This is a genomic window from Flavobacterium sp., from assembly GCF_040402955.1.
GTDB lineage: Bacteria > Bacteroidota > Bacteroidia > Flavobacteriales > Flavobacteriaceae > Flavobacterium.
On the sequence record NZ_JBBALQ010000004.1, the window covers coordinates 51662 to 66922 of the forward strand.

At 31.4% G+C, this 15261-nt stretch carries 12 protein-coding genes; all 12 read left to right on the plus strand.

All coding sequences use genetic code 11. The features are described 5' to 3' along the window. Positions 1 to 101 precede the first annotated feature (101 nt). Complete coding sequence (locus tag ABWP78_RS03495; protein ID WP_353169112.1) at positions 102 to 1559, plus strand: SGNH/GDSL hydrolase family protein; 1458 nt, start codon at positions 102 to 104, stop codon at positions 1557 to 1559. Beyond that, positions 1552 to 2985 (plus strand): GDSL-type esterase/lipase family protein, encoded by a 1434-nt coding sequence (locus tag ABWP78_RS03500; protein ID WP_353169114.1) that lies wholly within the window; start codon positions 1552 to 1554, stop codon positions 2983 to 2985. Before ABWP78_RS03495 ends, ABWP78_RS03500 begins: the two co-directional genes overlap by 8 nt. Before the next feature lie 6 nt (positions 2986 to 2991). Then, positions 2992 to 4665, plus strand: a complete 1674-nt coding sequence (locus ABWP78_RS03505; RefSeq protein ID WP_353169117.1) for an MBOAT family O-acyltransferase — start codon at positions 2992 to 2994, stop codon at positions 4663 to 4665. Positions 4666 to 4732: 67 nt separating this feature from the next. Then, positions 4733 to 4909 carry a hypothetical protein gene (locus ABWP78_RS03510; RefSeq protein WP_353169119.1) on the plus strand — a complete coding sequence of 59 codons (177 nt, stop codon included), beginning with the start codon at positions 4733 to 4735 and terminating at the stop codon, positions 4907 to 4909. Between the two features lie 67 nt (positions 4910 to 4976). Further along, a complete protein-coding gene (locus ABWP78_RS03515; protein WP_353169122.1) occupies positions 4977 to 5435 on the plus strand; it encodes a hypothetical protein in 459 nt (152 codons plus the stop codon). Positions 5436 to 5518: 83 nt separating this feature from the next. Beyond that, positions 5519 to 5710: a hypothetical protein gene (locus ABWP78_RS03520; protein ID WP_353169124.1), complete on the plus strand. Its 192-nt coding sequence runs from the start codon at positions 5519 to 5521 to the stop codon at positions 5708 to 5710. Between the two features lie 140 nt (positions 5711 to 5850). After that, positions 5851 to 7206: a signal recognition particle protein gene (ffh, locus tag ABWP78_RS03525; RefSeq protein WP_353169126.1), complete on the plus strand. Its 1356-nt coding sequence runs from the start codon at positions 5851 to 5853 to the stop codon at positions 7204 to 7206. Between the two features lie 61 nt (positions 7207 to 7267). Next, positions 7268 to 8143 (plus strand): bifunctional 5,10-methylenetetrahydrofolate dehydrogenase/5,10-methenyltetrahydrofolate cyclohydrolase, encoded by an 876-nt coding sequence (locus tag ABWP78_RS03530; RefSeq protein ID WP_353169129.1) that lies wholly within the window; start codon positions 7268 to 7270, stop codon positions 8141 to 8143. Positions 8144 to 8258: 115 nt separating this feature from the next. Next, positions 8259 to 10229 carry a peptidylprolyl isomerase gene (locus ABWP78_RS03535; protein WP_353169131.1) on the plus strand — a complete coding sequence of 657 codons (1971 nt, stop codon included), beginning with the start codon at positions 8259 to 8261 and terminating at the stop codon, positions 10227 to 10229. 18 nt (positions 10230 to 10247) lie between these two features. Then, positions 10248 to 11630 carry a peptidylprolyl isomerase gene (locus tag ABWP78_RS03540; RefSeq protein ID WP_353169133.1) on the plus strand — a complete coding sequence of 461 codons (1383 nt, stop codon included), beginning with the start codon at positions 10248 to 10250 and terminating at the stop codon, positions 11628 to 11630. Positions 11631 to 11674: 44 nt separating this feature from the next. After that, complete coding sequence (locus tag ABWP78_RS03545; RefSeq protein WP_353169134.1) at positions 11675 to 12628, plus strand: AAA family ATPase; 954 nt, start codon at positions 11675 to 11677, stop codon at positions 12626 to 12628. A 256-nt stretch (positions 12629 to 12884) separates the two neighbouring features. Beyond that, a complete protein-coding gene (locus tag ABWP78_RS03550; protein WP_353169137.1) occupies positions 12885 to 15149 on the plus strand; it encodes an aconitate hydratase in 2265 nt (754 codons plus the stop codon). Positions 15150 to 15261 lie beyond the last annotated feature (112 nt).

The following is a 15261-nucleotide window of genomic DNA, read 5'->3' on the forward strand; positions in this document are numbered from 1 at the left end:
TCACATTTCAACATTCAAAATTCCAAGTTGAGTGTTCCAAGTGTAAAAATGTTGAACAATGAATTTTGATTAACGAAATTTGAAATAACAAACAAAATAAAGTGAACCAAAACAAAACCTATTTCTTTCAATCCTGGCTAATTGTAGTAATTGCAATTGTATCTTTTATTGGATTTAAATCGTTTTTACCAAAAAAACTTTTCCCTGATACAACAACAAATAGTAAAAATGTTGTGGTGGATAGTTTAATGTTAGAAGCTGTTGCGGAAGGCGCTAACCTTTCTGAAGAAGATACATTAACGAACAAAACCATTTCATTTGTATCAAATCCACTTGGAATTAAATTTTCCAGTGAAAAATTCGAACAATACAAAGGATATCAATATTTAATTCCGTTTTTTGAAAAATTATACCAATTAGAAACCAATAAAAAAGGAAAAGCTCGAATTGCCTATTTTGGAGATTCAATGACAGATGGCGATATGATTGTACAAGATGTTCGTACCCAATTTCAAAGTGTTTTTGGTGGTGAAGGTGTTGGTTTTGTGAATATTACATCAGAATCAGCTGCGTCTAGAGGGTCAATTTCACATGAATTTTCTACAAATTGGAAATCGCAATCGTATCTAAAAACTAAAAGCCCGTTACGTTCATTTGGAGTTAATGGTTCAGTATTTTTCGTAAAAGACACTGCAAATCCTACTTGGGTAAAATATAAAGCAGGTAGAAATGGCTTTTCATCAACTTTAAATAATCCTACTCTTTTTTATGGAAGTTCCAATAATAAAAAAGGAATGTTGCGCCAAGTTCTAGGAAAAGATACCATTTATAAAAAGCTTTCGGCAAACGCAATTTTAAATACAACTCAAATTGGTACTTCTGTTATAAATGTTAAGGTCAATTTTATAAATTCAGATTCTATTCCGTTTTACGGATTTAATTTTGATAATGGAAAAGGAATTCACGTTGATAATTTTTCTTCTCGAGGAAATTCTGGTTTGCCTTTAGGTTCGTTCAATATTGATTTAATGAATGCTTTTCAGCAAAAGTTAGGATACGATTTAATTATTTTACAATTCGGAACAAACGTTTTAAATTACGGGTCATTAAATTATTCTTGGTACGAAAGAAAAATGACTTCGGTTGTAAAACACGTAAAACAATGTTTTCCTGGAGCTGCCATTTTAATTATTACAACTGCCGATAAATCAACTAAATACGATATGCAAATGAAATCGGATTCTGCAGTTGCTCCTTTAATTATGGCTCAGAAAAGATATGCAGTAAAATCTGAAGCGGGTTTAGTCAATTTGTTTGCCCTTATGGGAGGCGATGGCTCTATGGTAAAATGGGTAGAAAATGTACCTGCAAAAGCCAATAAAGATTATACGCACTTTAATCACAGAGGTGCTAAAGAAATTGCACAACTTATTTATAAACAAATAAATACAGGTTATAAAGAGTATAAAAGATTACGCATTTTAGCCAAGAAAAAAAACAATCCAAAACCAACGGTAATCGATTCTTTACCCGTAATTAAAGATACTTTAAATGAATAAGTTTATATATATGTTGTTTTTTACAGCATTTGGTTTTTCGCAAACTGATTCTGTAAAAGTGGCTATTGATAGCGCAACCGTTTCTATCGATATGTCTAATTTTGAAGCATTTAACAATGTAATATCCAATGAAAAAGCATTGGCTACAATTTTTGAAAAGTTATACCAACTAGAAGAAAATCAAGATCGAAAAGTACGAATAGTTCATATTGGTGATTCGCATGTTCAAGCAGATTTGTTTACAGCAAAAATAAGACGCCGAGTGCAGCAAATTTTTGGAAATGCGGGTTTCGGTTTTACTTTTCCTTATAGTTTGGCAAATACTAATAATAGTTCACCAATACGTTTTACTGGTTCTGGTGGATTTTCTGCTACACGAAATTTATATGCTGACACTTCAAAACCTGTTGGCGTAAGTGGGATATCTTTTGAGCCAAAACAAAAGAGTTTTCATATTGATATGTTGGTGAAAGATGCCCAATTCGATTTTACAAAATTGAAAGTCATTTCGCCTAAAAACGAAAATATTTTCAATGTGTCTTTTGCTAAAAAAAGTTTTACTACGCAAGAAAAAGTAGCTGTTAAAACACCAGCAATAAGTTCTCATAAAGTTAAACCGGGTGAAGTTTTAGGTGGAATTGCTGATAAATATAACATTTCATTAAAACAATTAAAAGCAGCAAACGGATTGACATCTGATAATATTAGAGATGGAAAAACTTTAAAAATTCCTGGTGGAAAAACAGTAACCATATACAAAACAGTTTCAACTGTAAAGTATATTTATGAACCGATTGTTTTAGAAAACACACCGTTTTATAATGTATATAATTCTCAAAAACCAATTGATAAAATTACCATTATTGGAAATGAAAATAGTGCTGAATTTGCTTTAAATGGTTTAATTTTAGAAAATGAAAAACCAGGTGTTACCTATTCATCTATCGGTGTAAATGGTGCAAAAAGCAACGATTTCAATAAATTTCCTTTGTTTTTTGATCAATTACCAAGTTTAGAAGCTGATTTATATGTAATTTCTTTGGGAACTAATGAAAGTTTTGACAAACAAGATATTGCTACTTATTTTGGAAATTTAAAAACAATGATTGACGGAATAAAACAAAAATGCCCAGAGGCTTCTTTTTTAATTACTACGCCACCACCTTCTGTTTTACATGGAAAATATCAAAATATTTATATTGAAAAATATGCTGAAAAAATAATTGAGATGGCACCAGCCGAAAACTACGCTGTTTGGAATTTATTAGATATTTTTGGTGGAAACAAAAACATCAATACGAATTCAAGAATGGGATTAATGGCAAGAGACAAGGTGCATTATTCAAATACAGGTTATGATAAACAAGGCGAATTGTTTTTTGACGCCTTTATTCAATCGTACGAATTATATAAATCTGAAAAATAAGAGATTGTGCTGCAAGAATGGTTTTATAAAAATATAGGCAAAATTACTCCTGAAGTAATAGAAAAATGGTTTGTTTACAACGAAAAAGAACCATTACTTTTTAATACAGGATTGTTTTTAGGTTTGTTTTTAGTGTTTTATTTTTGGTATATTTTACTAAGAAAAGCCAACACGCTCCGAATGGGTTATGTAATTTTATTTTCACTGTTTTTCTATTACAAGTCAAGCGGAATTTATTTTTTATTACTTTTAGGTTCGGCAGTTGTTGATTATAATTTAGGAAATTTAGTACATCGTACTTCAAGTGTTTTTTATAAAAAATTATGTTTAACATTTAGTATTATTCTAAATTTAGGATTTTTAGGTTATTTTAAATATAGTAATTTTTTAGTAGACATTACCAACACCGTTACTGGAGAAAAATTTGCGTTTTTTGACGTGATTTTACCTGTAGGAATTTCATTTTACACGTTTCAATCTATAAGTTACATTATTGAAGTCTATCGAAAAGAAATAGAACCTACTAAACGTTTTGTAGATTATTTGTTTTTCGTTTCCTTTTTTCCACAATTAGTGGCGGGACCTATTGTAAGAGCAAAAGATTTTTTACCTCAAATTTATCAAAAATTAAATGTAACGCAAGACGATATCAATCGTGCGTTTCTATTGATAATTGGTGGATTAATTAAGAAAACAGTCATCTCAGATTACATATCATTAAATTTCGTAGATCGTGTTTTCGATTTACCAAATAGTTATACTCCTTTCGAAAATTTAATGGCTTCTTATGGCTATACGATTCAAATTTATTGTGATTTTTCTGGTTATTCAGATATGGCAATTGGGGTAGCATTATTGTTAGGTTTCAAATTACCAACCAACTTCCGTTCGCCATATAAATCAACTTCTATTACAGATTTTTGGCGGCGTTGGCACATTTCTTTATCTACTTGGTTAAAAGATTTTTTATATATTTCTGTAGGAGGAAATCGTTACGGAACGTTTGCAGGATTTTTATTTCCAAGTTTGTTTTTTATTGGTGCTATTGTTTGGGGTGTTTCTTTTTCTAAAACAAGTAATATACCATTAATAATAGCTGTAGCATCAACTATAGTCTTTGTATTTACTTTTTTATTTTCAAGAGAAAAAGAAAAAACGATGTACACCAACGTGAATTTAATGACAACTATGCTATTAGGTGGTTTATGGCACGGAGCCAGTTTACGATTTATAATTTGGGGCGCTTTACACGGTATGGCTTTGGCTATTCATAAAATATTTTTAGAATATTATCCACCGTCAAAGCGAAAAATATTCTTTTTAACGCCGTTTTTAAAAGTTATTGGAATTCTTGTAACCTTTCATTTTGTGGCGTTTTGTTGGATTTTCTTTCGAGCAAAAGACTTTACAATTGCATTACAAATTATTCAGAATATCGGAAAAGTAACTTTAGATTTCAATCAGTGGCTCACTATTATTCAAGGCTATCAAAATGTTTTTATTTTGATGTTTTTAGGATATTTTTGGCATTACATTCCTGAAAAAGTTACTATCGCCATTCAAGATGTTTTTAAAGCTATGCCTTTAATTACTCGTGCTATTATTTTAGGATTGGTTTTTTGGTTGGTTTATGCCACTGCATCTGCAGGTCCACAGCCATTTATTTATTTTCAGTTTTAAGTTCTGTACTATTTGTTACATAGTAGTGATTTTAACTTTAGTACATTTGCTTAAAGTTTTTTAAATTATGAAAAAGATATTTTTTAATAATTGGCATTTTATGCGATACTTTCGTATTGCAATAGCCATGTTTTGTTTTTATTCAGCTTACGAGCAAAATCAATGGGTATTTGTTCCTTTTGGAGTTTTCTTTATGTTTCAAGCAGTTTTTAATCTAGGTTGCGGTGGAAGTTGCAAGAATTAAAGCATTGTAATTTAAGTTTTTAACTAATAAAGGATTATATTTGTTTTATAATTTAATAATTTACGACATGAAAAAAATTAAAATAATTTCAGTTTTAGCGCTTTTATTTGTGCTTAATGTGGCTTCCATGTGTAGTGATGACGATGATGCACCAACAAATGTAAATCAAACTCAAGTAATTAATACGGTTATTTCAGGCACTTGGCGTATTACAAATTATGTGGATTCTGGAGTAAATGAAACCACTAATTTTACAGGTTATAACTTTACTTTTGCATCAAATAATGTACTTACTGCAGTAGGAAACGGATTAACTACATCAGGAACTTGGTCGGTTACGGATTCAAATAGTAATGACGACACTTTAAACGATTTAGATTTTAATATTGCCTTTACAGCTCCAGCTAACTTTTTGGATTTAACAGACGACTGGGATATTGTTTCCAGAACTGATACAAAAATTCAATTGATTGATGTGAGTGGAGGCAACGGAGGAACAGATTATTTAACCTTTGAAAAAAATTAAGAAAAATTTATGTTTTAAGTAATAAAAAATTATTACATTTGAAATATATAAGTTAATAAGTATAACAAATAAAAATAAATATCATGAAAAAAGTATTGTCAATTGTTGCCTTAATGGCATTTATGGTTTCTTCTGCTTCTGTAGTTAACTTCAAAGAAAAAGAAAAAGAAAAGAAAAAAGCAAAAACTGAAAAATCTTCTTGTACAGACAAAAAAGAAGGTGAAAAAAAGTCTTGTGCTTCAACAGAAAAAAAATCATGTTGTTCTAAAAAATAATATGTTTTATATAAGTTAAAAAACCGTTCCGAATTTTCAGAACGGTTTTTTTATTTCTAATTTCTAACTTTCGACTTTATCACTTTCGACTTTTAAAACTTTACCATATATTTGCATTTCATTAAAAAAGCTCAATTATTATGTTTGATAATCTTACCGATAAGTTAGATAAAGCCTTCCATATACTAAAAGGACACGGAAAAATTACGGATGTAAACGTAGCCGATACTTTAAAAGAAGTACGTCGTGCATTATTAGATGCCGATGTGAACTTTAAAATTGCTAAAGATTTTACTACAAGAGTGAAAGACAAAGCTATTGGGGAAAATGTTTTAACGACATTGCAGCCAGGTCAATTGTTGGTAAAATTAGTAAAAGATGAATTGACCGAATTAATGGGTGGCGATGTTGCAGGCGTAAACTTATCTGGAAATCCAACCGTTATTTTAATGTCTGGTTTGCAAGGTTCTGGTAAAACTACATTCTCAGGAAAATTAGCTAATTTTTTAAAAACAAAAAAATCTAAAAACCCGCTTTTAGTAGCTTGTGATATTTATCGTCCAGCGGCGATTAATCAGTTGCACGTTGTTGGAGATCAAATTGGTGTGGAAGTATATTCTGAACCAGAAAATAAAAACGCAGTTTCTATTGCAGAAAACGCCATTAAGCACGCAAAAGCAAACGGTTTCAATGTCGTAATTATTGACACGGCAGGTCGCTTAGCAGTGGATGAAGAAATGATGAACGAAATTGCAAACGTTCACAAAGCCATTCAACCACAGGAAACTTTGTTTGTTGTAGATGCCATGACAGGTCAAGATGCTGTAAATACAGCAAAAGCCTTCAATGATAGATTAAACTTTGATGGAGTTATCCTAACCAAGTTAGATGGAGATACTCGTGGTGGAGCGGCTATTTCAATAAAATCGGTAGTAAATAAACCTATAAAATTCATCGGTACTGGAGAAAAGATGGACGCCATTGATGTGTTCTATCCTTCTCGTATGGCGGAACGAATTTTAGGAATGGGCGATGTAGTTTCATTAGTAGAAAGAGCCCAAGAACAATATGATGAAGAAGAAGCTAGAAAAATTCAGAAGAAAATCGCGAAAAACGAATTTGGTTTCGATGATTTCTTAGCGCAAATACAACAAATCAAAAAAATGGGAAGCATGAAAGACCTTGTCGGAATGATTCCTGGAGCTGGAAAAGCATTAAAAGATGTAGAAATTCAAGATGACGCTTTTAAACACGTGGAAGCGATTATTCAGTCGATGACACCCAAAGAAAGAAGCAAACCAGCGATTATAGATGTAAAAAGAAAAACAAGAATTGCAAAAGGTGCCGGAAGAAAAATTGAAGATGTCAATCAGTTGATGAAACAATTTGATCAAATGAGCAAAATGATGAAAATGATGCAAGGCGGTGGCGGAAAAAAACTGATGCAAATGATGGGCGGAATGAAAGGAATGCCTTCAATGCCTGGAATGAAATAAATAAGTTGAAAGTCTTTATAACTTTAAGACTTTCAATTTTTCAACTTTTAAAACAATTACAATGCAACTATTAGACGGAAAAAAAGTTTCAGAAGAAATTAAAGAGGAAATTGCTGCTGAAGTAGCAAAAATGAAAGCAAATGGCGAAAAAGTTCCTCATTTAGCTGCAATTATTGTTGGAAATGATGGAGCAAGTTTAACGTATGTTGGTAGTAAAGTTAAAGCGTGTGAAAGAGTAGGTTTTGAATCTACTTTGATAAAAATGCCAAGTACGACTTCGGAAACTGAATTACTTAAAAAAATTGCAGAATTAAACGAAGATTCAAATATAGATGGATTTATTGTACAATTACCTTTACCACCACAAATTGATACTCAAGAAGTTATTATGGCCATTCATCCATCAAAAGATGTAGACGGTTTTCATCCAGAAAATTTCGGAAAAATGGCATTGGATATGAGTACTTTTATTCCAGCTACTCCTTTTGGAATTTTAGAATTATTGGAAAGATACAACGTTCAAACCCAAGGAAAACATACGGTAGTTATTGGAAGAAGTCATATTGTAGGTCGTCCTATGAGTATTTTAATGGGAAGAAAAGGGTTTCCCGGAAATTCAACAGTTACGGTTACACATACTCACACTAAAAATATTACACAAATTACATCACAAGCAGATATTATTATTTCTGCGCTTGGTGTGCCAAATTATTTAAAAGCCGAAATGGTAAAAGATGATGTGGTGGTAATAGATGTAGGAATTACTCGTGTAATAGATGAAACAACCGAAAAAGGATATAGAATTGTAGGTGATGTTGATTTTGAAAATGTTTCCAAAAAAGCCTCATTTATTACTCCAGTTCCCGGTGGAGTTGGCCCTATGACGATTGCAATGTTGTTAAAAAATACATTAATCGCAAGGGGAAATAGAAAATAAAACCGGCTTTATTCAGTTTGAAAATCTAAAAATTTAGTTAATATATCTTCAATTAGTTGTTTAATTGTAATGATTTCCTATTTTTGCTTGTTGCAAACAAAACCAATTTTAAAAAATGAAAATTCAAAACTTTTTTTTAGTACTATTTTTAACAATTTGCTCTAATTCAATTTCCCAAAACACACCAAAAGACGTGCTTTTTACGATTGATTCAAATGAATACAAAATTGACGAATTTAAAAGAATTTATCTTAAAAATTTAGATTTAGTAAAAGACGATTCGCAAAAAGACTTGAATCAATATTTAGAGTTATTTATTGGATATAAGTTAAAAGTAAATAAGGCTTATAAATTAGGTTTGCAAAACAATTCAAAGTATCAAAGCGAATTAAGTTCCTACAGAAATCAACTTTCTAAATCGTATTTAAATGATTCAAAAGTTACTAATCAATTAATTGAAGAAGCCTATAACAGAAGTACAAAAGAAGTAAAAGCATCGCATATTTTGCTTTCATTTGACGAAAGTATTAAAGGTGCAGATACATTAGCGTTTTACAATAAAGCACTTGCGTTAAAAAAACAAATTGAAAAAGGTGAAAGTTTTGAATCGGTAGCATTAGCTAATTCTCAAGATCCATCGGTGGAAGATAACAAAGGTAATTTAGGTTATTTTTCTTCTTTTAGAATGGTGTATCCATTTGAATCTGCAGCTTATAAAACTGAAGTTGGGCAAATTTCTAATCCAATTAGAACTCGTTTTGGATATCATTTAATTAAGGTTACTGATAAAAGAGACAATAAAGGTGAAGTTACTGTGGCGCATATTATGATTTTAAATCCAACTGATGCAACTGATGAAGCCAAGTTAAAAGCCAAACAAACGATTGAAGATATTTCGAAAAAAATTCAACAAGGCGAAAGTTTTGAAGCGTTAGCAAGCCAATTTTCTGAAGACAAGTCTACGGCTGTTAAAGGTGGTGCTTTACAACGTTTTGGTACCGGACAATTAAGTTCAGAAGCATTTGAAAGTACCGCATTTTCATTACAAAATAAAGGTGATATTTCACAACCGTTTGAATCAGGTTTTGGATGGCATATTGTAAAATTAATAGAAAAACATCCCGTAAAATCATTAGCTGATTCAAAATCTGAATTAGAAAATAAAATTAAAAGAGATGAGCGTTCAATAATTATTACGAATACTTTGGCAAGTAAATTAAAAGTAAAATATACTCAAGAAGTAAACAAAACGCAATATAAGAATATTGAAAAAACGGTAACTGATGCCATTTATAGTCAAACTTGGGAACTTCCAAAAGAAGATATTTCAATTAAGGAAGATTTACTTGTTATTGCTAAAAACAAAAAAGTGCCTACTTTGTCATTTGCAAGCTATATTCACTCGCAACAAAAAAATAAGCTTTCGACTAAACCGGTTACGAAATTAGTTTCTGAATTATTTGAATCTTGGAAAGGCGAGCAATTAATTGCCTATTATACTGATAATTTAGAAAACGAATTCATTGATTTCAAAAATGTTATGGACGAATACAGAGATGGTTTGTTGTTGTTTGATTTAATGGAAAAAGAAATCTGGGATAAATCAAAAATAGATACTATTGGGCTTCAAAACTTCTATAATTTAAATAAATCTAAATACAATTGGAAGGAAAGATTTGATGTAGATATTTTGTCGTCAACAGATGCAACCGTTATTGAATCGGCTCAAAAAATGCTTCAAAAAGGAAAAAGTATTGAATATATCAAATCGAAATTAAATAAAAATGATAAAGTAGCTATTATGGTGAAATCTGGTTTATTTGAGAAAAATTATGATATTTTGGATAAAATTTCAAATCTATCTACAGGTGCAAATAACACATATAAAGACGCAAATTATAGTTTTGTAGTTCATCTAAAAAATACCAAACCCGCAGAAACAAAAGAACTTGAAGATTGTAAAAGTAAAGTTATTAACGATTACCAACAATATTTAGAATCTACTTGGGTTGATGAATTGAAAAAAGAATTTAAAATAAATATCAATGCAGCTGTCTTTGAAAGTGTAAAACAGCAATTAAAATAATAAAAACAGAAATAACCAATGATGCCAATACAAACAATGATTTCGAAATTCACAAATAAAACCAATCTTTTAGCGTTTGCTTTATTCCTTTTTTCAACAATCACTTTTGCGCAAAAGAAGCAAAAAGTGGATGGTGTTGCAGCCGTTGTAGGAAATTACATTGTATTAGATTCTGATATAGATTTAATGCTTTTAGAGTTAAAAACGCAAGGGGTTGATACCGAAAAAATTACACGTTGCGAATTATTAGGCAAGCAATTAGAAGATAAATTATATGCGCATCAAGCGGTTCAGGATAGTATTGTGGTTACAGATGAAGAAGTTAATACTTTTATGGATAACCAAATGAATACTATGGTAGAACAAATTGGATCTAAAGAAAAAGTATTTGAATATTATAAGAAAAAAAATGAAGAAGATTTTAGAAGTTATTTTTTCGAAGTAATCAAATTAAACAAGTTGACGTCGCAAATGCAACGCAAAATTGTTGATGAAATTACAGCAACACCTGATGAAGTAAAGCAATTTTTTAATAAAATTCCTGCTGATAAAATTCCAACTATTGGTGCAGAAATTGAATTATCTCAAATTATTATTAAACCAGTAATTTCTAAAGAAGACAAACAAAAAGCTATTGATAAATTAAAAGAAATTAGAAATGACGTTATTAATAACGGAGGAAGTTTTTACAGTAAAGCCGTAATTTATTCAGAGGATCCAGGCTCTAGTTCAAACGGTGGATATTATAAAATGAATAAAAAAACACAGTTTGTAAAAGAATTTAAAGATGTAGCTTTTCGTTTAAATGAAGGAGAGATTTCTGAACCTTTTGAAACGGAGTTTGGTTTTCATATTATTTTTGTAGAAAAAATTATTGGTCAAGATATCGAATTACGACATATTTTAGTAAGTCCAAAAGTAACCTCGAAAGCCATAAAAGAGGCATCAGAAAAAATTGATGGCATACGTGCTAAAATTGAAAAAGGAGAAATTACTTTTGAAGATGCAGCCAAAGCTTCTTCAGATGATAAAGACACAAAAAATAATGGTGGACTTTTATTAAATCCACGTACTTCAGAACCTCGTTTTGAAATTTCAAAATTAGATCCTGCGCTATACAATCAAGTAAACGGAATGACACAAAGTGAAATGTCTAAAGTGATTTTAGATCAAGAAAGACAAGGAACAAAATTCTTTAAAATTCTTAAAGTAAATAAAAGAACGGAGGAACATAAAGCTGATTTCGGTACAGATTATATCAAAATTAAAGAATTAGCACTTTCTGATAAACAATATCAAGAAATTGGAAAATGGATGGCCGAAAAAATCGAAAAAAATTATATTAAAATAAGTAACGATTACAAAGAGTGTACTTTTGAAAATAATTGGTTAAAAAAATAATACTTTACCCAATACCTTTTACCCTAAACCCTTTACCCAAAAAGATGTCAGACGTAGCAGCAATTGAAAAATTAGTAAGTAAACAAAAGCAATTAAAACAAGAGATTGCTAAAGTTATTATAGGTCAAGACGATGTAGTCAATCAGATTGTATTGAGTATTTTTTCTGGTGGGCACGCTTTGTTAGTTGGTGTTCCAGGATTGGCGAAAACCTTAATGGTAAATACTATTTCAGAAGCTTTAGGGTTAAATTTTAAGCGCATTCAGTTTACGCCAGATTTAATGCCTTCCGATATTTTAGGAAGTGAAATATTAGATGAAACGCGTAATTTTAAATTTATAAAAGGACCTATTTTTTCTAATATTATTTTGGCGGATGAAATTAACAGAACGCCACCAAAAACACAAGCTGCATTATTGGAAGCAATGCAAGAAAAATCGGTTACCGTTGCAGGGCAAAGTTTTAAATTAGATTTACCATTTTTTGTATTAGCTACTCAAAATCCTATTGAGCAAGAAGGTACATATCCGTTGCCTGAAGCACAATTAGATCGTTTTATGTTTTCTATAAACTTAGATTATCCTACATTTGAAGAAGAAGTTCAAGTAGTAAAAGCTACAACTTCAGACATTAATACAACTATAAATCCTCTGTTTACTGCAGAAGAAATCATCACCTATCAAAACCTTATTCGTAAAATTCCAGTTACAGATAACGTAATTGAATATGCTGTAACATTGGTTTCAAAAACCCGACCAAATAACCCATTAGCACCAGATTTTGTTAAAAATTATTTAGATTGGGGTGCGGGGCCACGTGCATCTCAAAATTTAATTTTAGCTGCAAAAACAAATGCAGTTATTAACGGAAAATTCTCCCCAGATATAGAGGATGTACAAGCGGTTGCTTTCGGAATTTTACGTCATAGAATTGTAAAAAACTACAAAGCAGATGCTGAAGGCATTTCGGAAGAATATATCATTAGAAAACTATTTTAACACCGGTCCTTTTTGTTAATTTGACAAAATACACTATTGTTTTTTTCTAATTTCGTAGTTTAATTTGCTTAAATTAAGAATTCCTAAACAAACACTTCTTTTTTGTGTTATTATTGAATTAAATTCATTAAAACAGAATAATTACAATTAATAATTTTGGTATTATCGTTTTTTATTATAAATTTTTTAATCTAAAAATAATTGGTTAAATTTGTATCACAAAAAACAATAGTAAATAAAATAATATAATTTTAGTATGGCATTCGACATTAAAATGATTGAAAAGGTATACGAAAACATGGCTGTTCGTGTGGATAAAGCACGTGAGTTAGTTGGTCGTCCACTTACTTTAACTGAAAAGATTTTATATTCTCACTTGTGGGAAGAAAAACCAACAACAACTTTTAAAAGAGGAACAGATTATGTAGATTTTGCCCCAGATAGAGTAGCTTGTCAAGATGCAACTGCACAAATGGCGTTGTTACAATTTATGCACGCAGGTAAAAAAACCGTAGCAGTTCCTACAACGGTTCATTGTGACCACTTAATCCAAGCCAAAATTGGAGCAGCTACAGATTTAGCATTCGCAAATACACAATCAAAGGAGGTTTTCGATTTTCTTTCTTCTGTTTCAAATAAATATGGTATTGGTTTTTGGAAACCAGGTTCAGGAATTATTCATCAAATTGTTTTAGAAAATTATGCATTTCCAGGTGGAATGATGATTGGTACGGATTCGCATACGGTTAACGCCGGTGGTTTAGGTATGTTAGCAATTGGTGTTGGTGGTGCTGATGCCGTTGATGTTATGTCTGGCATGTCTTGGGAATTAAAATTTCCAAAATTAATAGGAGTAAAATTAACTGGTAAATTAAACGGTTGGTTATCCGCTAAAGATGTTATTCTTAAAGTTGCAGATATTTTAACTGTAAAAGGTGGAACTGGAGCTGTAGTTGAATATTTTGGCGAAGGAGCCACTTCAATGTCGTGTACAGGTAAAGGTACAATTTGTAATATGGGTGCAGAAATTGGAGCAACCACTTCAACTTTTGGATACGATGATTCAATGAGAAGATATCTGGCTGCAACAGGACGCCAAGATGTGGTGGATGCTGCAGATAAAGTTGCCGATTATTTAACTGGTGATGCAGAAGTGTATGCTAATCCAGAACTGTATTTTGATCAATTAATAGAAATTAACTTATCTGAATTAGAGCCACATATTAATGGTCCTTTTACACCAGATAGAGGAACGCCAGTTTCTAAAATGAAAGAAGTAGCCGCACTAAATGAATGGCCATTAAAAGTAGAATGGGGTTTAATTGGTTCGTGTACAAACTCTTCTTATGAAGATATGTCAAGAGCAGCCTCTATTGTAGAACAAGCAGTGGCTCACGGAATTACTCCAAAAGCAGAATTTGGTATTAACCCAGGTTCTGAACAAATTAGATATACCATAGAAAGAGACGGCATTATTGCTACTTTCGAAAAAATGGGAACTAAAGTATTTACAAATGCTTGCGGACCTTGTATTGGACAGTGGGATAGAGCAGGAGCAGATAAAGGTGAGAAAAACACGATTGTACATTCATTCAACCGTAACTTTTCTAAAAGAGCAGACGGAAATCCGAATACTCACGCTTTTGTAACGTCTCCAGAAATGGTTGCTGCGTTAGCCATCTCAGGTCGTTTGGATTTTAATCCATTAACAGACACGTTACTAAATGATAAAGGCGAAGCTGTAAAATTAAATCCTCCAGTTGGAGATGAATTACCAACCAAAGGTTTTGCTGTAGAAGATGCCGGTTTCCAAGCACCAGCTGAAGACGGTTCTTCTGTTGAAGTTGTGGTTTCTGAAACTTCTGATAGGTTGCAATTATTAGCGCCTTTTGCTGCATGGGAGGGAAAAAATATTGCTGGAGCTAAGTTGTTAATTAAAGCCTTTGGAAAATGTACAACAGATCATATTTCTATGGCTGGCCCATGGTTACGTTTCCGCGGACATTTAGATAACATTTCAAATAATATGTTAATTGGTGCAGAAAATGCTTTCAATGGTAAAGCCAATTCGGTTAAAAATCAATTAACTAGAGATTATGCTGAAGTACCAGCTGTAGCTAGAGCGTACAAATCTGCTGGAATTCCTTCAATAGTTGTGGGTGATCATAATTACGGAGAAGGATCTTCACGTGAGCACGCTGCAATGGAACCAAGATTTTTAGGTGTTGTAGCGGTTTTAGTTAAATCATTTGCTCGTATTCACGAAACGAATTTAAAAAAGCAAGGCATGTTAGGTTTAACCTTTGCTAATGAATCAGATTACGATAAAATTCAAGAAGATGATACCATCAATTTCTTAGATTTAACTGAATTTGCTCCAGACAAACCTTTAACGTTAGAATTTGTCCACGCTGATGGAACAAAAGATATTATTTTAGCCAATCATACCTATAACTCAAGCCAAATTGGTTGGTTTGTAGCTGGTTCGGCATTAAATTTAATTGCTGCTGGAAAAGCGTAGTTAGGTTTTGAATATAAATTAAAAAGTCAAGTGAAAGCTTGGCTTTTTTTTATTTAATTATTGATTAAAATTAAGAAAATTAACATAAATATTCCGAAAAAAAGGTTGACCA

Coding starts and splice junctions, on each gene's coding strand:
- ABWP78_RS03530 (WP_353169129.1), top strand. CDS start 7,268: ATGCAACTATTAGACGGAAAAAAAGTTTCAGAAGAAATTAAAGAGGAA.
- ffh (WP_353169126.1), top strand. CDS start 5,851: ATGTTTGATAATCTTACCGATAAGTTAGATAAAGCCTTCCATATACTA.
- ABWP78_RS03535 (WP_353169131.1), top strand. CDS start 8,259: ATGAAAATTCAAAACTTTTTTTTAGTACTATTTTTAACAATTTGCTCT.
- ABWP78_RS03515 (WP_353169122.1), top strand. CDS start 4,977: ATGAAAAAAATTAAAATAATTTCAGTTTTAGCGCTTTTATTTGTGCTT.
- ABWP78_RS03545 (WP_353169134.1), top strand. CDS start 11,675: ATGTCAGACGTAGCAGCAATTGAAAAATTAGTAAGTAAACAAAAGCAA.
- ABWP78_RS03550 (WP_353169137.1), top strand. CDS start 12,885: ATGGCATTCGACATTAAAATGATTGAAAAGGTATACGAAAACATGGCT.
- ABWP78_RS03510 (WP_353169119.1), top strand. CDS start 4,733: ATGAAAAAGATATTTTTTAATAATTGGCATTTTATGCGATACTTTCGT.
- ABWP78_RS03520 (WP_353169124.1), top strand. CDS start 5,519: ATGAAAAAAGTATTGTCAATTGTTGCCTTAATGGCATTTATGGTTTCT.
- ABWP78_RS03500 (WP_353169114.1), top strand. CDS start 1,552: ATGAATAAGTTTATATATATGTTGTTTTTTACAGCATTTGGTTTTTCG.
- ABWP78_RS03540 (WP_353169133.1), top strand. CDS start 10,248: ATGATGCCAATACAAACAATGATTTCGAAATTCACAAATAAAACCAAT.